Genomic DNA, 19,487 nt, shown 5'->3' with positions numbered 1-19,487 from the left:
ACAGCTTCCTATTGATATCGATAGTGCAGCGTGCCGCCGTCGTTGTTCTCAAGCGTCACCGGCACCGCCGCGCTGCCACCTTGTGCCTGCAGCCACTGCGCATACACGCCCGCCAGCACTGCGCTCAGCGCCAGCTGCCAGCGTTCAACACCGACGTTGCTGTCGCCCTGCGGCAGCGCGTGGTGCTGAATCAGAATGGCATTTTCCTGCGGCTGTAACTGCACAAAGCCCCAGTTAAAGCGCGCCAGCTGCAAATTCATTTCACGTTCCAGATCCTGCACGGTGCGCGCGTCGGGTAAAGGATAGCGCGTAGCCAGCGAAACGCCGACGCCGTTGAGAAAGCCTTCCGCTTCCTCGCCCGCGTTGTCCAGCATGCTCTCAATCATCGCGCTCACCAGATCAAACCAGCCCGGCTGATGCGGATGGCTGACGCGTGCGGTTACTTGCTCACTCATTAGTAATCTCCGAACATGTAACGGAAGTACAGATTGGCTGTGCTTTCGTTGTAATCGCCAAAGGTGTCGTAGCCTAATTGACCGCCCACAGTGACATCTTTGTTGATCTTATAATCCGCACCGGCATGCAGGTTGTAGCCAATGCCGTTTTTGCTCTCGCCGCTGTAGAACGCATCCTTCACGTAGCCTTGATCGGCCAGACTTTGCAGCTGCGCCTGCAACGACGGATTATTCGGGAAGTAGGCGCTCTTATCCTGGCTGTAGGATTGATAACCTACCGAACCGCCGACGTTCACTTTCAGGTCGTCAAACTTGCGGCTGAACTCGATGGGGAACGACACCGACGCATAGTTCTGCGGGCTGAAGTAACCGCCCTGACCGTAGCTGAAGTAGCTGAGGTTTTTAGAGTAATCCATCCACGACAAACTCATGCCGACTTTTAGCTCGCGATCGTCGAGGTGATACGGACGCACATACGCGCCTGCGGTCGCCTGCACGCTGTTGTTGCTCGCCACGTTTTCGCCGATGTAGCTGTACGCGCCGCCGCCAACGTAGAAACCGGCATCGCCGTTATCATAACTCAGCAAGGCGTTACCGCCGTTTTTGGTCACGCGGCCCCAGCGTTTACCGCTGGTTTTGTCTTCGACACCGACATACGACAACAGGCTGTCGGTCATCGCGCGGCGTTCACCGGTGAGGATCAGCGTCAGGAAGTCGGTCAGCTTCGGCGACCACTGCACGCCGCCCACCAGCGTACTCAAGTCCTGGCCCAGCGGCGTACTGCCGAGGTCAATCTTGTAGCTGTCGCCCTTCAGCGCCATGTTCAGCTCCACGCCGGTCGCGGATTGCGAGTCGGTGGAAGAGTTTGGCACATCGTCGATTTTCGCATCACCCGATGCCACCACTTGTCCCTGCACCAGCGAGTTGGTGCCGAAACGGCGCCATGCGTCGCCACCGGCGCTGCCTGCAGTGAGGGAAATCGGCGTCATGGTGAAGTCGAAGCGCGCATCGCCAAACGGCACGGTGGAGAAAGTCAGTGGCGCTTTGGCTTCGGTGAGTTTACTCAAGCCTGATTCGCCATCACGACCGCGTACCTGCATTTGACCTTGCACCCAGGTGCCGGTTTTCTCTTGCAGATCGTCCATCATGTTGTCGATTTGACGCAGCGTCTGGCTCTGCTGAATCGCCGGCGTGTTGCTTGCCAGCGTCACGCCTTCGGCGCTGCTGGTGGCCGCTGGAGCCGACTGCCACGGCATCACCGCGCCATAGCTGGACGGCGAACGGCCCACCGGCGAGGTGCCGCGATTGATAAACGGATTGTCGGCCAATGCCAAACCACCGACGCTTGGCACGCTGCCGGTTTCTGCGCCCTGCAGACCAATCAGCTGGCCGCGCGCGGTGCGCAGATAGCTCATCGCCTGGCTGTGTTCACCGTTGGCTTCGGCCACGCGGGCTAACAGCAGCAAGCGATCTGGCGACTGCTCATTGCGCAGGCCGCGCGTTAAGGTATTGGCTTTGTTGACGTCATTCTGTGCCAGCGCCACGTTGATGGCGCCGGTGCGCGCGTCTTGCGTCGCGGTATCCTGCGTCATCAGGTAGTCGTACACCACGCCCGCTTCTTTGTTCATCTTGCCGGACTGATAGAGTCGCGCCATGGCGAACATCAGATCGCGGTTCTGCGGATCGTGCTGCAGCGCGCCCACCAGCTTGTCGTAAGCGGCGGCGTACTGTTTCTGCTCACGCAGACGATCCACTTCGTTGATCACGTAGCCGTTGCGGATGCCCGTCAGCTGAGTTGGCGTGCTGCGTGCCTGCAATTCCGGGCTGCTGAGGAAGCTCTGCGCTTCGGTGTTCAGACCGGCCTGATTCAGCACCGCCACCTGCGCGGCGTAATCACCGGCGTTGCCCTGAATGCCGCGCTGCATGTTGCTGCGCACCACAGAAACGGCAGTGGTGATATCGCCGGCTTTCGCCAGCTTCTGCGCCAGATTACCGGCATCAACCGGATTAGACGGCGGCGTCGATGCCAGCGCACGCAAGGTGTTGGCCGCTGCCGCGTTCGAGCCCTGCGCCAGATATTGATCGGCGGTGGCCATCTGCAGGTTAAAGTTGACGCGCTGCGCCAGCTCGCGCATATCGCTATTCTTGCTGCTATTAGGAATGCGTGACAGCAGCAAACTCGCCTGCTGCCAGGCGCTGCTTTCGCTGGCGTTTAACGCACCCGCGTAGAGTTCGGTGGTGCTGGCACCGCTGCGCATAGTCGGCTGCATGATATTTGCCGCCATCATGTTATCGCCCTGCGCGCGGTAGAGACGCGCCAGATCGAGACGCAGCCAGCCATCATTGGGATAGCGCTGAATACCGCTTGTGAGCGTGGCGATAGCCGCGCTGTTGTTGCCCGCCGCCGCTTCACGCTTGGCCTGCGCACGAATCGGATCGGTGCTGCTGCCGCGCGGTGCCACGCTTTGACGCACGCTGTCGGGCAGCGATGCCAGCAAGGTGTTGGCTTCTGCGCCACGGTTCTGCTGACGCAGCACGTAGAACAAGCCTTCTTTGGCATTGCGGTTATTGGCATCGCTTTGCAGGATGGAACGATAGGTTTGCTCCGCCTGATCGAGCTGATTGCTGCGACGCTGCACATCGGCGCGGAACAGTTTGGCAGAGACGCCTTTCTCGCCGTCGGCCTGCGCCAGCGGTTCGCTCAGCGCCAACGCCTGCGCGCTGTCACCGTTTTTCAACGCCTGCTGCGCGGTGGCCAGCTGCGCGTAGAAACGTGCATCAGCGGCCTGCTTCTGGCGCGTGTCGCTCTGATCGCCACCCAACTGCGCCGCGCGCGTCAGGTAATCCGCCGCTTCGGCGTAACGTCCGGCGCGCTGGGCCACATAGCCCATGCCAGCCAGCGCATCCGCATCTTGCGGGTTGGCTTGCAGCACTTTCTCAAAGTTGTTCTGCGCGTTGCTGACGTCGCCGCTGTTCAGCGCAGTAAACCCCGCGCCTTTCTCCGCGCCGCCGACGTTTTTACGGTAGTAATCCAGCACCGCGTTATCTTGTGGATGGCGCTGCTGCCAGGTTTGGTACAGCGACGCATCAGAAGCCTGCGGACCCAGCCACAACAGCGCCTGACGCAGCGAACGATCCGCTTCTTTGTTGCCGTCCGCCAGGCTGCCGAGCACATCGATACCCTGACGACGCGTCGATTCCTGATAAGTCAGCGCTTTACCCAGCGCCAGTTTGGCACCGGTATCCTGCGGATGATCGGCAGAGAACTGACGCAGCGCTTCCACTGCCTGCGGCAGCAGGGAACGATCGCCCGCCATGGTCAGATAATATTCGGCGGCTACGCTCGGCGGCGGCTCGTTGCCGCTGAAGGTGTTACGCCAGGTTTGCAGCGACGCCGCGATGTTGCCGCTGCGTGCCTGCTGGCGCGCCAGCTGCAGCTGCGCCTGCGGAATGGTTTGCAGCTGGCGTGCATTGTCCAGCTCGGTGAGATGTGGATCGTTCGGCGAGGCCGCGCTCAGGCGCGCACGCCACTGCGCCGCTTCCGCCGTGCCGCCGCTCTGCTGCGAATAGAGCGCCAGCAGATAGAGCGCCTGCGTGTTGTTCGGCTCAACCATCAGCACTTTCTGCAGCGAGGCTTTCGCCAAATCGTCATGCGCTTTCTGGTGCCAGTACGCCGCCTGATCGAACAGCGCCTGTAACGCAGGATTAGTGCTCTCCGCCGCCAGCAGCGGCTGAGAGAGCGTCAGTGCCCCACCCAGAATCAGGGCATGACGAATACCGGCACTTAACAGATGTTTTTTCATTGTTTTTATCCTTACTTCTTGCCGGACTTGCTATCAACTTTGGGGTTGAGACGACGCCACGCATGACGTTTCAGCATCACCCATGCACCGCCGCCGACCAACGCTGACAGCAGCAGCGCCGCCAGCGCCATCAGCACCGAGTGCTGGTTGGCATACCACACCACCATCATGTACCACGGCATTTCGCCGCTCGGGAATTGCGGGCCGACACGGAAGCTGCGAATGCCATTCTCATCGGTGATGATGGCGGTATCGCCGCGAATACCGGCGTTGATGCGCGCGGAATTCAGGTCTTCATGCAGGCGCAGCAGTTGCTGATCGCTGGTCGCCACCGTCATTACCACTAAGCGATCCGGGTTCCACGGCGAGCGATAGCTGACAAAGCCGCGCCACGCTTCGTTGGAGGAGAAGTAACGATCGGCATCCAGCTGCTGGCGATACCAGTCGCCGGTCAGCCAGCCGCGCAGCTTGTCCCAGGTGGTCGGCTCTTTCACGCCCAGCGTGTTGCCGCTGGTATCAAACGGCGTGTTGGCCAGCATTGCCTGATTAAAGTCGTTGTTCTGCGTGGTGCTCACCGCCAGCAGATCGCTCTGCTGCAGACGCGTCATGTTGGTGCCGCCGTTTGGCAGGCCAAACAGCACCTGGTTTTGCAGCAGCGGCACGCCGGTGGCGTTCCCGGCGCGGGAAGCCATATCCAGCAGCGTCGAGATCTCCGCATCGCTCGGTTGTTCCGGCAGCAGCAGCGTGGTCTGTGAGAAGTCCGCCAGACGCGAGAACGGGAACGAGGCGCCCACAAAGTAAGAGAGGTTCGGCAGCATGGTGAAGTGGCGCGTGTGGCTCAGATCGATCCACGAATCCTCTTCGATGCGGCTCTTAATGTTGTTGTTCAGCAGCACGCCGCACGGTGCATCCGCTTTCGGCTTGATGTTGAAGTAGAGCGCCAGCTGGTTGTCACCGTAAATCAGGTAAGGTTCGAGCTTCAGGGTGTAATGCTCCTGACGCGCGTCGCCGCCCAGACGATGCCAGGCGCTTTCCAGCAAGCCGACTTTATTTACCGTCAGGTTGCGCAGGAAGGTGCCGTTAATCATCACGTTGAGGAACGAGTTGTTCTCGTCAATCCAGCTTTCGGATGGGAAGCGATAGTGCAGCTCCACCGGAATGGTATCGCCATCCCACAGGAACAAATCCGGCGCGGCGCGGAAGTTAACGCTCAGCGCATCGTGCCAGATGCCGGTGGTGGTCAGGCTTTGATCTTTACGCAGCAGTTCGCTCAGTCGCACCGGGCGCGTAGTGTTAATCCAGCGCGGCGCATCGTAAGGCTTACGCACGCCAATCGGCTGCGGCTGCACGTTCAGGCTGCTGGCATCGGTCGCCAGCGGCTGAGTGGTTAAACGGTTAGCGGCCTGACGCAGCTGATCGTCATTCGCCCCGACCACCAGCAGCAATTTGTAGACCGGATTGTTGGGATTATCGATCACCTGCAACAGCGGACCGTTGGTGGCTGGCAAGGTTACGGTGCCAATCTTGTCGCCTGGATGGCCGATCAGAATGCCGTTGTGTTCCGGCAGATCGCCGCGCACCACCGGGAAACGGATGCCGCGATAATCCGACTGAATGCCCATCCACGATGCCACCAGCGCAGCGGCGCTGATGCTGTCCGGCGCGGCATTGGCGGCAAAGCCAAAGGTGACGCTGGCGGGCGTCATGCGCTGCGCATCGATAAATGGACGCGGGAAGTTACGCAGGCTGGTGCCAATGTTCAGCTGCTGGCCTTCAAGGCTCAGCGTGGTTTTCGGCAGAATCGATACCTGATACTGCTGCGCGCTCTCTTTCTCGCACAGCAGCTTGTCGGCATCGTTAATCTTGAAGCTGAGGTTGTTGCTTGAGACCACCATCGCCGCCGGAATATCCAGCTGGTAATCGCTGACATCGCTGTCGCTGGAGCCCAGCGGCAAAGTGCCAAGCGGCTGACCATTCAGCATCAGCTGCAGCGAGGTGTTGCGTGCTGCCAGCGCCGCCGAGACGCGCAGCGACAGATTGAGGCGCGCGTTGGTGATCACTTCATCGCTGGGCAGCGTGAACACGATACCGGATTGCAGCTGACCGCCGGTCAATGTAATGCCGCGCGGCTGGCCCATCTGCGCCACCGAAACAATGCTGCTGATTGGCTGGTTGAGCGTTGCGGAAGCCGTCTCTGGCATCACCGCCGGTGCGGTTGGCGCGACCGTTGGCAACACCATTTCTGGTGCGGCTACAGGTGCAGGTTCGCTGGCCGCCGGTTCGGCGGGCGTTTCATTTACCGTTGTCGGTGCGGTTGGCGGTGCCGCTTCCGGTGCAGTTTGTGGTGCGGTTTCTACTGGCGCATAAGGTGCCGCGCCTGCCGCCTGTTGCAGCTGTTGATCGGCCGCACTTTCAATGCCTTGCGGCGGCGGCACGTCAGAAAGCGCACCGCTATCCTGGGTGACCGCCGGGGTTTCGGCCCACGCTGGCGCAAACAGCAGCGCCGTTGCCAGCGAGCTTGCCAGCAACGTTTGCGTCAAATTCTTCATGCAGCGCTGTCCTCTTTTGCGGCGGGCTGGTTATCACGCTTACGCTTCTCACGGCGATCTTTCCAGGTCAGCCAGAACAGCTCAAAGACGGTACGAATAATGGTGCCAAGCGAAACCAGTGGATTGTCTTGCTTATATTCCGGCTGAATCCAGGCATCCGCGCGCGCCAACACCACGCGCACCAATTCACGACGGCGCGACAGCGGCATATCGCCAAAGCGCAGACGGATGCTCTCTTCATCGCCGGAGATTTTACTCACCGGAATGGTGATGGTGCCCGATTTCAGCAACAGGTCGATCTCTTCGATTTCATCGTGTTCGTGACGATTGTCCGGCGCATCCAGCTGCGCGCCGCCCATCGAAAGATCGCTGGTTTTCGTGCGCGACGAGATGCCGCTGGCGTAGTGAATCACCGCCGGAATCTGCACTTCAATACGGATGGTTTTACGCACTTGCTTGGTTTCGCGCGCCACGGCAATCGCCGCCATCAGGATAATCAGGCTGAACACCGCCCAGCCGACGTTGAGGGCGATAACGTAAGGATCGACGCCAAAGTAGTCATGCGCCGTCGCACGTACCACGCCAGCGATGATGCCAATCGACAGCAGCACCGCGACAATCACGTGTGGACGCACGATGTGGAAGTCGAAGAAGCCCTGATCGAGCAGGCCACCTTTATCCGTTACGTTAAACTTGCCGCGCTTCGGTGCCAGCATGGTCAACAGCGTGGGGATTACGAGGTGGAAGCACATCACGGTTTCGTAGATTTCGCCCCAGAAGGTGTAACGGAACTTGCCGTTCATCCGTGAGTTGACGTAGAGCGACATCACCAGATGCGGCAAGACGTAGGCGAAAATCAGCGATGCCGACGAGTGAATGATATTCAGGTTGAACAGCAGGTAGGCCAGCGGTGCCGTCAGGAACGCCACGCGCGGCAAGCCGAACTGGAAGTGCAGCATGGCGTTGAGGTAGCACAGACGTTGCTGCCACTTCAATCCACGGCCAAACAGCGGGTTATCGACGCGGAAGATCTGCGTCATGCCGCGCGCCCAGCGGTTACGCTGCACCACGTGCAGACCAAGACGCTCGGTGGCCAGACCGGCCGCCAGCGGAATCGCCAGGAAGGCCGAGCCCCAACCGAGACGCTGCATTTTCAGTGCGGTATGCGCATCTTCCGTCACGGTTTCTACCGCAAAGCCACCGATCTCTTCCAGCGCGCTTCGGCGAATCACCGCACAGGAGCCGCAGAAGAAGGTGGCGTTCCAGTTATCGTTACCCTGCTGTACCGGGCCGTAAAACAGTGAACCTTCGTTCGGGATGCTGCGCGCCGCGCGCAGGTTACGCTCGAACGGATCCGGTGAATAGAAGTAGTGCGGGGTTTGCAGCAGCGCCAGCCTGGGATCTTTCAGGAACGGACCGACCGTCGCCTGCAGGAAGGTGCGCGTAGCCACGTGATCGCAGTCGAAGATGCAAATCAGCTCACCTTTGGTGATCTTCATGGCGTGGTTGAGGTTACCGGCTTTGGCGTGATTGTTATCGTCACGGGTGATGTAACCCACGCCGACGTCAGCGGCAAATACCGCAAACTCACTGCGTTTACCGTCATCCAGCAAATAGACCTTCAGCTTGTCGCGCGGGTAATCAATACACTGCGCCGCCAGCACAGTATCACGTACCACATCGAGGCTTTCATTGTAGGTTGGAACATACACATCCACCGTCGGCCACAGGCTGGTATCATCCGGCAAAGGTTCGATGGTGCGTTTTAATGGCCAGGTGGTTTGCAGGAAGCCGAGAATTAAGATCAGCCAGACGTACAGTTCGGCCAGATATAAGCCGATACCGAGAATCGCTTCAATCTCAGAATTAAATTGCAGCGTCTCCGTGGTGCGCCACCAGATATATCGGGTCGACATCAGCGCGGATAGGATAACCATGACGATAGTTATTTTGCGGCTTTTGCTGAAGCCCAGTAAAAACATCATGCCGATGCTGATTAAGCCAAATATATATTGCTTCTGGCTGTCCATAGGCGTGATGACGATTACCGCCGCCACTGGTGCAAGCACCAGCAGCAGCAGGTAAAACCCGAGTTTACTCATGATTCACCCTGAAGAAGCTGTGTTGTTATTATGGGGCCGGAGACGGCCTCATTATTAATAGTGGCTGCGAATAGGTGCCTGAACTTCGCCGTTGCCGACGGTGATATTCAGGATATTGGCTGCGCGTTTTGCCACTAATTCGATATCAAACGCAGCGGCGGAAGCTGGGCTGAAATCATAAACAGATTGTTGCGAGGCATTGGCTTCCGCGACACTTTCATCACGATGTACCACGCCTAATAAGTTCTCACCCAGGCGCTGCTGCATAAAAGCGGTAACTTCACGGCTAATATTGCGGCGATTGTCGCTCTGATTAAGCACAAAATAATGACCACGTTTATTATTTAGCGGCTGACCAATCATGCGGTCATTTTCAATTTGCGGCAGTAAAGAGACCGACGCGGTATCCGCTAACATCACCACTAAATGCATATCGGCAAGTGCCTGCATTGCTTTAAGCGCGGGACCCGGACCTGGCGGAAAATCGGCGATAATCACCAGTCCCGGATAATTCAATACCGTGTCCAGACCGCGTTTCAGGAAATGCGGATCTTTTACCAGGTTCTCTTCAAAACGTTCACGCTGCTCTTCACTGACTTCGCCATAAGGCATGACGAAAATGTTGCCGCCGGTGGTCAGAATCGATTGGCTCCAGTCAGCCTGATCTTCAGAGCGCGCGACAAAGCCGCGACCATCATTCAGCGGTACGCCGAAATGCAGGCGCAAGGCGTTCTGAACATCGAAATCGATTGCCAAGACCTTGCTGCCAGCGCGAGCCAAACTCCACGCAAGGTTGGCCGCCATGGTGGTTTTCCCTACTCCCCCTTTTGGCGAGCACACACAAACTAACGGCATAGCGCAATCTTCTCCAGTAGCGGTTTTAACGGTGTTTCTTTTGACAAATTAGCGGGCTCGGCGGGACGCGAGCGGAACAGCGCACCAAAGCGAGACGGTGCGGGCGCAGCCGGACGTGCCGGTTCAACCGCAGCGGCAAAGGTGTGCGCAGGGGCTGGCGCGATCGGCGCTGGCGCTGCCGGTGCAGGCGCGGCAACAGCAGCAGGCTGAGCAATTGGTGCAGCGGATGCGGCGACAGGTTTGGCCGGCGGAAACAGTGAAGTCGTGGCCTGACGCTCCACCAACGTGGCTTTCGGCGCTAATGGCGTAGCAGACGACACCGGTTTAACTGATGGCGCGGGCGGAAACAGCGATGAGCCGGTCTCCGGCTGGGCGGCGGCAGGCGCGTTCAGGCTGTCGAGAATCGATCCACGAGCCGGACTGTCAGGTGCAGCCTGAGCAGGCTCCGGCGGTGCGCTAAATTCATCCCCGCGAATCGGATGCGGTTGCGGCATATCAATGCGCTGGCCGCTTCCTAATTCAGGCTCTTGATCGGTGGTCAATTGACGCAGTAACGCCCACTGACTTTGATCGGCTTCATGCGATTGACCGGACATATCCTTAAAAGCGATATCAAGCGTCTGCGTTTTCTCTTTAAAACGCTGCAGATCGTCGTAATTCTTCATGATCAGAGCCTGTAAAAGCGGGAGGGAATTTTCCGCGAATATATCACACACATTAAAAGACGGTGAGACAAATCTGATTATTAAAACGCCGCATTCAACAAAAGAATTCTATCTTTAAGATTGAAAAAACGGGCATGCAAGAAGCGTGCAGTTATTTATTGACGGGTATTAATTAGTATCAATTAACAGAAATAATTACGCAGGGGATTTTAACCTAAGCTACTGAATTTTCTCTATTGCGCTGCAAGTTATGGATTTTATTTCATTGTGAAGTCGCTCACGCAATCCCGACGCAAATAAGAATTTGCCTTTACGCTTTAAGTCCTGGTCAGGACCAATTGAGCACTGATGCACTCGCGTAATGCTTTTTGCATAGCTTTGGCCATAACAGGTTTTGTCGTTAATTAATCTGATGTATTAAGGATAAAAGAAAGGCTCCCGCAGGAGCCTTCATTCATTTATAGCGGTAATTTATCACGCGCCCACTGGCTGGTTCTCATCCTGATCCACCGCGAAGCAGGCGATTTGTTGATCGCCATACTGCTTCAGCTTTGGCTGCAACTGAACGCAGGTGCCAAAACGACGACGGCAGCGCGCGTTAAACGCACAGCCCGGCGGCGGATTGAGCGGGCTCGGCAGTTCGCCCGTGAGCTTGATGCGCTCGCGGCGATCGTCCGGGTTAAGACGTGGTGTCGCTGACAGCAGCGCCTGCGTGTAAGGATGGCGCGGATTGCTGAAGATCGCCTCTTTGCTGCCCTTCTCAACGCAGCGGCCGAGATACATCACCATCACCTCATCGGCGATGTGTTCCACCACCGACAGGTCATGCGAGATAAAGACGTAGGACAAGCCTAAATCCTGCTGCAAATCCATCATCAGGTTAAGCACCTGCGCACGCACCGAAACGTCGAGCGCGGAGACCGGCTCATCGGCAATCAGCACATCCGGGTCGAGCATCAAACCACGCGCAATCGCGATACGCTGACGCTGGCCGCCCGAGAACATGTGCGGATAACGATCGTAATGCTCGGTTTTTAGGCCTACCTTCGCCATCATCTCCAGCGTTTTTTCTTTGCGCTCCGCTTTGGTCAGCGAGGTGTTGATCACCAGCGGCTCTTCCAGAATCTGGCTGATTTTCTTACGCGGATTGAGCGAACCATAAGGGTTCTGGAACACGATCTGGATTTTCTGACGACGCAGTTTCTGCGCCTGCGGATCGTGTTTTAACAGATCCTGACCGTGCCAGAACAGCTGGCCTTCGGTTGGCGTTTCAATCATGGTCAGCAAGCGGCCCAGCGTGGATTTACCACAGCCGGATTCACCCACCACCGCCAGCGTTTTGCCGCGTTCGAGGTTGAACGAGACGCCATCCAGCGCTTTTACCAGACGTTCCTGGCCAAACAGACCTTTCTTCACCGGGTAGTGTTTTTTCAGGTCAATCGCCTGCAGCAGGTAATCCTGCTGGTTGTTATCAAGACTCATAAGTCGGTCTCCCGGCATCATCCAGTGGGAAGTGACATTTGGCCTGACGGCCCGGAATGTCGCGCAGCTCCGGCTCTTCGCGGCGGCAGCGATCGGTCACATACGGGCAGCGCGGATTTAACAGGCAGCCGGTTGGGCGATCGTATTTACCCGGCACCACGCCAGGCAGCGAGGCCAGACGCGCTTTATCGGCGGCAAACTCCGGCAGCGCGCGCAGCAGCGCTTGCGTATATGGATGACGCGGCGCTTTGAAGATATCCACCGCTTTACCGCTTTCCACCACTTGTCCGGCATACATCACGATGATGTGCTGTGCCGCTTCGGCCACCAGCGCCAGATCGTGAGTAATCAGGATCAGCGCCATGTTCTCCTGCTTCTGCAACTCCAGCAGCAGTTCGATGATCTGCGCCTGAATGGTGACGTCGAGTGCGGTGGTTGGCTCATCGGCGATCAGCAGTTTCGGTTTGCAGGCAATCGCCATGGCGATCATCACGCGCTGGCTCATACCGCCCGACAGCTGATGCGGATAGACATCAAGACGCGATGCCGGGTCAGGAATGCCCACCTGATCGAGCAGATCAATCGCGCGCTGACGACGCGTACGTTTGCTGCCGCCCTGATGCACCTTCAGCGCTTCCATGATCTGGAAACCCACGGTGTAGCACGGGTTGAGGCTGGTCATGGGGTCCTGGAAAATCATCGCTACTTCTGCGCCCACCAGCTGGCGGCGCTCTTTTTCGGAGATTTTCTGCAGGTCGCGCTGGTTGAACTCCAGTTTTTCCGCCATTACGCGGCCGGGATAATCAATCAGGCCCATAATCGCCAGTGAACTCACGGATTTGCCCGAGCCAGATTCACCAACAATACCCACCACCTGGCCTTGCTCGACCTGATAGCTGATGCGGTCAACCGCACGGAACGGTGTTTTTTCGTCGCCGAAATGCACCGATAACTTGTCTACATTTAATAACGCCATCTCGGTGCCTCTTTACTGCTTGAGTTTCGGGTCGAGTGCATCACGCAAACCATCGCCCATGAGGTTGAATGCCAGAACCGTTAGCAGAATGGTCACTCCAGGGAATGTCACCACCCACCAGGCACTTTGCGCATACTGCAACACGTCGGAGAGCATGGTGCCCCACTCCGGCGTTGGCGGCTGCGCCCCCATACCGAGAAAGCCCAACGCCGCCATATCGAGGATGGCATTGGAGAAACCTAATGATGCCTGCACGATCAGCGGTGCCAGGCAGTTAGGCAGAATATTGATGAACATCTGGCGCAGCGTACCGGCACCCGCCACGCTCGAAGCGGTGACGTAATCGCGGTTCACTTCAACCAGCACAGCAGCACGCGTCAGACGGATATAGTGCGGCAAGGCGACGAAGGTAATCGCCAGCGAGGCGTTAACAATCGACGGACCAAAGATTGCCACCAGCACCAATGCCAGCAGCAGGCTTGGCAGCGCCAGCATGATATCGACCACACGCATAATGATGGCGTCAACCACGCCGCCGAGGTAGCCGGCCATCAGGCCAAATATCACGCCGAGAATCAGCGACAGCACCACCACCATGCAGCCGACCAGCAGCGACAGGCGCGCGCCGTACATCAGGCGCGACAGCACATCGCGGCCCACGTCATCGGTACCGAGAATGTAGCTCCAGCTGCCGCCTTCCTGCCAGACTGGCGGATGCAGCAAGGCATCGCGGAATTGCTCGGCCGGTGCGTGCGGTGCCAGCACATCAGCGAAGATGGCGATCAACAGCATCAGAACGATGTAAACCAGGCCGATTACCGCGCCTTTGTTACGTTTAAAGTAGTGCCAGAATTCCTGCAACGGGGTCATCGGCTTGGGTGCAGCAGTTACGCTTGCGGGATCAACAGCAGACATGATTCCCCCTTATTTCTTATGACGGATACGTGGATTGACCACGCCGTACAACAGATCAACCAGCAGGTTGACCACGATGATCAGAATCGCCACCAGCAGCACGCCGCCCTGCACCACCGGATAGTCACGGCGTTGCAGCGCTTCGATCAGCCAGCGACCAAGTCCTGGCCACGAGAAGATGGTTTCGGTCAGAATCGCACCGGCCAGCAGCGTACCGACCTGCAAACCAATCACGGTGACGACCGGCAGCATGGCGTTACGCAGCGCATGCACCACAATCACACGCATACGCGTCAGGCCTTTGGCACGCGCGGTACGGATGTAATCTTCACCCAGCACTTCCAGCATTGAGGATCGCGTCATACGCACAATCACCGCCAGCGGAATGGTGCCGAGCACGATGGCCGGCAAAATCATGTGCATCACCGCATCTTTGAAATCGCCCTCTTCGCCCCAGAACAGCGTATCAATCAGCATAAAGCCGGTGAGTGGATGGCTGTCGTCGAGGAAGATGGTGTCGCTGACGCGCCCGGAGACCGGCGTGAGGTTCCACTGCACCGAGACCAGCATGATCAGCATGATGCCCCACCAGAAAATCGGCATCGAGTAACCGGTGAGCGAGATGCCTACGGCGGTGTGATCGAAGATCGAGCCGCGTTTTACTGCGGCCAGCACGCCAACGGGAATACCAACCGCCACGGCGAACAACATGGCGCAGATGCCCAGTTCCAGCGTGGCTTTGAAGCGTGGTACGAATTCGTCCCAGACCGGGATACGGCTTTTCAGCGAGATGCCGAGGTCACCGTGCAAGACGCCGTTGATGTAGGTGAGATATTGCTTCCACATCGGCTGATCGAGGCCAAATTGCGCCATCAGTTGCGCGTGACGTTCAGGAGAGATACCGCGTTCGCCGGCCATGATCAGCACCGGATCGCCGGGGATCAAGTGGACAAACGCGAAGGTCAATAATGTGATACCGATGAACGTTGGGATGACAAGGCCCAAACGTCGGAGTACGAATTGCAGCATAATCCTGGTTCTCTGACATTTCCCACAGCGTTACCGCCGGGGACAACATTGCTCAACACTCGCAGCCCGCCAGGGGCAGACGCGACGCAAGAAGCGCTTCAATATTAGAATTTGCCGGAAAAAAAGAGCGGAATACGGGCGGCGAAGGTGCCGCCCGAGGGCCAGCAATGCTGGCCCTGACCGCGATAATCCGAAAGGTTATTCCTGGATATCGACGTTTTCGAAGTGATGTTTACCTAATGGATCAACCACATAACCTGTTACTTTCTTGCTCACTGGCTCGTATACGGTTGAGTGGGCGATGATCAGCGCTGGCGCCTGGTCATGCATCACTACCTGAGCCTGTTTGTACAGTTCAATACGTTTGTTGTGATCGGCTTCAGCACGGGCTGGCTGAATCAGATCTTCAAACGGCTTGTAGCACCAACGTGAGTAGTTAGAACCGTCTTTCGCCGCTGCACAGCTGAACAGCGTGGCGAAGAAGTTATCTGGATCCCCATTATCACCGGTCCAGCCCATCATCACGGTCTGGTGTTCACCGGCTTTCGCGCGTTTCAGGTACTCGCCCCATTCGAAGGTGACGATTTTGGCTTTCACGCCAATTTTCGCCCAGTCAGCCTGAACCATTTCCGCCATGCGGCGTGCGTTCGGGTTGTATGGACGCTGAACCGGCATTGCCCACAGGTCGATAGAGAAACCATCCGCCATGCCCGCTTCTTTCAGCAGCGCTTTCGCTTTCTCAGGATCGTAGGCGTAATCTTTGATGTCGTCGTTGTAGCCCCACATGGTTGGTGGGATCAGGTTTTTCGCGGCCTGGCCAGCGCCCTGATAAACGGCATCGATGATGGCTTGTTTGTTCACCGCCATGGTCAGTGCCTGACGCACTTTCACGTTATCCAGCGGTTTTTTCTCGGTGTTGAACGACAGGTAACCGACGTTCAGACCAGGCTGTTCCATCAGGTTAATTTTGTCGTCTTTCTTCATGCTGGCGATGTCGGCCGGGTTCGGATACGGCATTACCTGGCACTCACCCTTCTGCAGTTTCGCATAACGCACAGACGCATCTGGCGTGATGGAGAACACTAAGCGATCAATCTTCGGCTTGGTGCCCCAGAAGTCTGGGTTCGCTTTGTACAGAATGCGCGAGTCTTTCTGATACTGCTGCAGTACGAACGGACCGGTGCCCACTGGATTGAGGTCCAGCTTCTCAGGCGTGCCCGCTTTCAGCATGTTGTCGGCATATTCTTTAGAAATGATTGAGGCGAAGTCCATGCCGAGGTCAGCGATGAACGGCGCTTCTGGGCGCGTCAGGGTGAAGCGTACGGTGTAATCGTCAACTTTCTCGATTTTGGCGATCAGCTTAGGCATGTCCATGCCTTCGAAGTATTCGTAGCTGCCGCCAGAAACACCGTGGTATTTGTTGTTTTTGTCGAGCTGACGCTCGAAGGAGAACACGACGTCATCGGCATTAAAGGTGCGGGTTGGCTTGAAGTCTTTGGTGGTTTGCCACTTCACGCCCTGACGCAGGTGGAAGGTATAGGTTTTACCGTCCGCGCTGACATCCCATTTTTCTGCCAGGCCTGGCTGCAGCTCAGTGGTACCGGTTTTGAACTCAACCAAACGGTTGTAGATCGGTACGGAGCTTGCGTCGTAGGTGGTGCCCGATGTGAAGAGCTGCGGGTTGAAGCCTTCCGGCGAACCTTCTGAACAATAAACGAGGGTTTTCGCCTGGACACCAGCGGCAACGGTCATAGCAATCAGGCTGAGACCGACCTTCAGCATCCTGGATTTAGCCAGGGAGTTGATCATGTTTTGCTCCATTGTGATGTGATGTTGTGTGCGTCGCCCGACCTCTGATTTTTTTATGCGGTTCGGGCAGGTCAATTAAGAGTAAGCAAAATGTGAGCGGTTATTTTTTTGTGCTGGCACCGTGGAATCTGTCAGACACGTCCTTCTCTACATTTTATTGACGCATCAATTTGTCAACAGTTGCAATGAACGTCAATACAGTGTGGGGTTATTTACACAGAGTGTGAGTAAGTGCAAGCAACGATAAAAAACACCCTTCTCAGCGTAAGCCAAAATTAAAAAAGGTGATAAAGCGCTCAATGCCGCGTGATTATCTGGCTATGTAGCCAAATGGCAGTGATTATCACCGTTAAAAAACACACAAAACTTATTGGTAAATGTTGAATATCTGAACGATTCTTCGTGCGTTATGACGTTCAGGCAGCGGAATGTGCTAGTGAAATGGCATAAGAAATCAGCATGATGCATAAACAGGTCATAAGAAGAATGTTTCGCGAATTAAGCCTGTTGGTGTGATTTGGCAAGGGATGCAGAGAGTAGACTGGGGATATTACTAGTTATTATTGATTTGACGCGTGGAAGGCTTAAATAGACGGGTTTTGCTGTTCGCTCGTTGCGTTGCTCAGGAAAGGCGGCTCGAACGCAAAGTCGGCGTGAATACGTCCCTGTAGCCTCGACCGCCGCATCCCTGCGGCGGACGCTTTGCTAACCGAGCCGCCTTCCCATCGCTGATCAACATCGGTGTGGCTGTATAACCCAACGCAGCGGAGCCCCATTAAGGATGAGATACAGGGCCGCGGAGTAAAGCTTCCGACGCATGGATGCGTCGGCAGAGCCCACAGGGATGTGTCCACGGCGACTTTACGGAGCGGCCCTGTATTTCAGCCTGATCGGCTGAGGAGCGAACTATATAGAATCCCAAATTACAGACGAAAAAAAACCTGCTTATAAAAGCAGGTTTCTTCAAATATGGTCGGCGAGAGAGGATTCGAACCTCCGACCCACTGGTCCCAAACCAGTTGCGCTACCAAGCTGCGCTACTCGCCGATGGGGGCGCATATTACTGCGCTGCTAAAAAAGCGTCAATGCCTTTTACTGAAAACCCATCTGATCGCCTGGAAAGCAAGCAAAGATCAGCAACCCCAGCAAATCAAAGCGGTTTAGCCGGCGTGGCTGCCGGTGCCGAACACCAGTTATTCGCATCTTTAATTCCGCCGTCTGGCGAGGTGTAGCCGAGGCAACCCATAATGGTATCGAACAGCTCAACATGGCGATGAGTTTTACCCACGCGCTGCTGTGCCTGCAAACGTTCGAAGTTGCTGCGGTTAGTTGGGTCCTCAAGATACTTATCAGAAGCCCACACCATCATCGGTACGCGGAATTGCTCCGGTGGCGCCATCTCGCGCGGCGTGCCGTGCAAGTGCATATTCTCGCTAATCGACTCACCGTGATCGGAGGCGTAGAACACAATCGCCTTCTTATCACGCAGTTGATCGAGCACGCTGTCCAGCATGGTATCAACGTACAAAATCGAGTTGTCATAGGCATTAATCAACTGCGCTTTACTGCACTTCTCATCAACGCCCATGCATTCCGGCTTATAGCGCGCGAAATCACGCGGGTAACGCTGAGAATAAAGGTAGTGCGAGCCTTTAGTGTGCAGAATCACCACATGCTTGCCTTTCGGGAAGCGTTGTAACGATGCCTGTAACTCCGGCACTAACAGCATGTCATCGACCGCTTTGCCCTGATTACGCTTCTCTGAGCCAATCTGCTCGCGGAACGAGAAGTTATTGGTGTCAGCGTTATCGTAGAACCACACTTCGCTCTGCATCGCGAACAACTCAGACGTAAAGCCCAGCTCTTTCAATACAGCGAAAACGTTTTGTTCTTTCAGCGTGCGACCCGGATTATCCATGGTGCCGCCTTCGCGCACGAACATGCAGCGCAGCGACAGCTTGGTGGCGGTATCACAAGATTCACCACGGAACGCGACCAGATTCTTCTCTTTCGACAGCTTCGGCGTGGTATCACGATCGTAGCCAAGCATCCCCATGTGATCCCAGCGCGTGGTTTCACCAATCACGAACACCATATAGGTATCGTCGATGCCCGCTGGCGCGACGTAGGTAAATTTCTTCGCCGGATCGAGCAACTCCTGGCCATCCCACTCTTCATCGACTTTAGTCCAGGCAAACAGGCCCAGTGCGGCGATCCAGTTGGATGGCAGATAGGAGTGCGCCACCACGCCGCCATAACTCGGTAAATCGATGTTGGTGATTTCTTCATTCACCTTTTGCAGCTTGTCGAAATAGCGAATTGGCAGCCACACCAGCGCGACGCTAAGCAGCATAACGGCTATCGGCTTCAGACGTTGGCCAGGCGTTTTAAGTTGTTCAATCAGCGTGTGGCTGAGGTTATTGCGCCAGATAAGCAGCAGCGGCAGCGCGCTCACCAGCACCATCCACAACACGAAATGCAGGCCAATCACTTCTTTAGAGAGATCGATATCGGTGGTCATCACCGAGGCGATAATGCCGTAACCAATCACCACGTTGAAAAACGCCATGTAATAGGCGGCAGCAACAGAAATGATCACGGTGAGTGTGGCCAGTATGCGATAAGCCCATTTCCCGCCCAGCGACAGCAGGCGCATCAGGAAAAAGGTGAGAAGTACGGCAGCCATCACTTCTGCGGCAGCTGAGAGCCAATTTGAGATATTGGATTTTGTTAAAAAGCCGTCAAAGCGGCGATAAAATATTGGCAAATTCAATAAGATGCCCAGATAGAGGGCAAGCAGCAGAGACAGCTTTTGCTGCGTTAAACTTTTAATATAATTCATGAAAA

The 19,487-nt window shown here is 56.4% G+C and carries 12 protein-coding genes and 1 tRNA gene; all 13 read right to left on the bottom strand.

The genetic code is table 11. The features are described from left to right. Positions 1-8 precede the first annotated feature (8 nt). The 13 genes from bcsD to eptB all read right to left on the bottom strand — a co-directional run bounded on the left by bcsD (position 9) and on the right by eptB (position 19,482). Positions 9-455, bottom strand: a complete 447-nt coding sequence (bcsD, locus tag NQH49_RS00730) for a cellulose biosynthesis protein BcsD (protein WP_008104594.1) — start codon at positions 453-455, stop codon at positions 9-11. After that, on the bottom strand, positions 455-4,258 hold the full coding sequence (locus NQH49_RS00725) for a cellulose biosynthesis protein BcsC (RefSeq protein WP_256698003.1): 3,804 nt from the start codon (positions 4,256-4,258) through the stop codon (positions 455-457). Before NQH49_RS00725 ends, bcsD begins: the two co-directional genes overlap by 1 nt. An 11-nt stretch (positions 4,259-4,269) precedes the next feature. Next, positions 4,270-6,807 carry a cellulose biosynthesis cyclic di-GMP-binding regulatory protein BcsB gene (gene bcsB / locus NQH49_RS00720; protein ID WP_256698002.1) on the bottom strand — a complete coding sequence of 846 codons (2,538 nt, stop codon included), beginning with the start codon at positions 6,805-6,807 and terminating at the stop codon, positions 4,270-4,272. Continuing rightward, entirely contained in the window at positions 6,804-8,909 is a 2,106-nt protein-coding gene (gene bcsA / locus NQH49_RS00715) for a UDP-forming cellulose synthase catalytic subunit (RefSeq protein ID WP_256698001.1), read from the bottom strand. The genes bcsB and bcsA overlap by 4 nt, the downstream gene beginning before the upstream one ends. Before the next feature lie 54 nt (positions 8,910-8,963). After that, entirely contained in the window at positions 8,964-9,764 is an 801-nt protein-coding gene (bcsQ, locus tag NQH49_RS00710) for a cellulose biosynthesis protein BcsQ (RefSeq protein WP_256698000.1), read from the bottom strand. Beyond that, positions 9,755-10,429, bottom strand: a complete 675-nt coding sequence (gene bcsO / locus NQH49_RS00705; protein WP_256697997.1) for a cellulose biosynthesis protein BcsO — start codon at positions 10,427-10,429, stop codon at positions 9,755-9,757. Before bcsO ends, bcsQ begins: the two co-directional genes overlap by 10 nt. Before the next feature lie 474 nt (positions 10,430-10,903). After that, positions 10,904-11,911 carry a dipeptide ABC transporter ATP-binding subunit DppF gene (gene dppF / locus NQH49_RS00700; RefSeq protein WP_256697996.1) on the bottom strand — a complete coding sequence of 336 codons (1,008 nt, stop codon included), beginning with the start codon at positions 11,909-11,911 and terminating at the stop codon, positions 10,904-10,906. After that, entirely contained in the window at positions 11,901-12,887 is a 987-nt protein-coding gene (gene dppD / locus NQH49_RS00695; protein ID WP_008104610.1) for a dipeptide ABC transporter ATP-binding protein, read from the bottom strand. The genes dppF and dppD overlap by 11 nt, the downstream gene beginning before the upstream one ends. A gap of 12 nt (positions 12,888-12,899) precedes the next feature. Further along, entirely contained in the window at positions 12,900-13,802 is a 903-nt protein-coding gene (gene dppC, locus NQH49_RS00690) for a dipeptide ABC transporter permease DppC (protein WP_061719333.1), read from the bottom strand. A 9-nt stretch (positions 13,803-13,811) separates the two neighbouring features. Next, a complete protein-coding gene (dppB, locus tag NQH49_RS00685; protein WP_154181932.1) occupies positions 13,812-14,831 on the bottom strand; it encodes a dipeptide ABC transporter permease DppB in 1,020 nt (339 codons plus the stop codon). 198 nt (positions 14,832-15,029) lie between these two features. Beyond that, positions 15,030-16,640: a dipeptide ABC transporter periplasmic-binding protein DppA gene (gene dppA / locus NQH49_RS00680; protein WP_256697995.1), complete on the bottom strand. Its 1,611-nt coding sequence runs from the start codon at positions 16,638-16,640 to the stop codon at positions 15,030-15,032. Positions 16,641-17,610: 970 nt separating this feature from the next. Beyond that, positions 17,611-17,687, bottom strand: a tRNA-Pro gene (locus NQH49_RS00675). 103 nt (positions 17,688-17,790) lie between these two features. Beyond that, positions 17,791-19,482 carry a kdo(2)-lipid A phosphoethanolamine 7''-transferase gene (eptB, locus tag NQH49_RS00670; protein ID WP_256697993.1) on the bottom strand — a complete coding sequence of 564 codons (1,692 nt, stop codon included), beginning with the start codon at positions 19,480-19,482 and terminating at the stop codon, positions 17,791-17,793. Between the last annotated feature and the right edge of the window lie 5 nt (positions 19,483-19,487).

Source organism: Pantoea trifolii (genome assembly GCF_024506435.1).
GTDB lineage: Bacteria > Pseudomonadota > Gammaproteobacteria > Enterobacterales > Enterobacteriaceae > Pantoea > Pantoea trifolii.
Note: the sequence above shows the minus strand (reverse complement) of the source record. Positions and strands in the feature narration are given on the sequence as shown.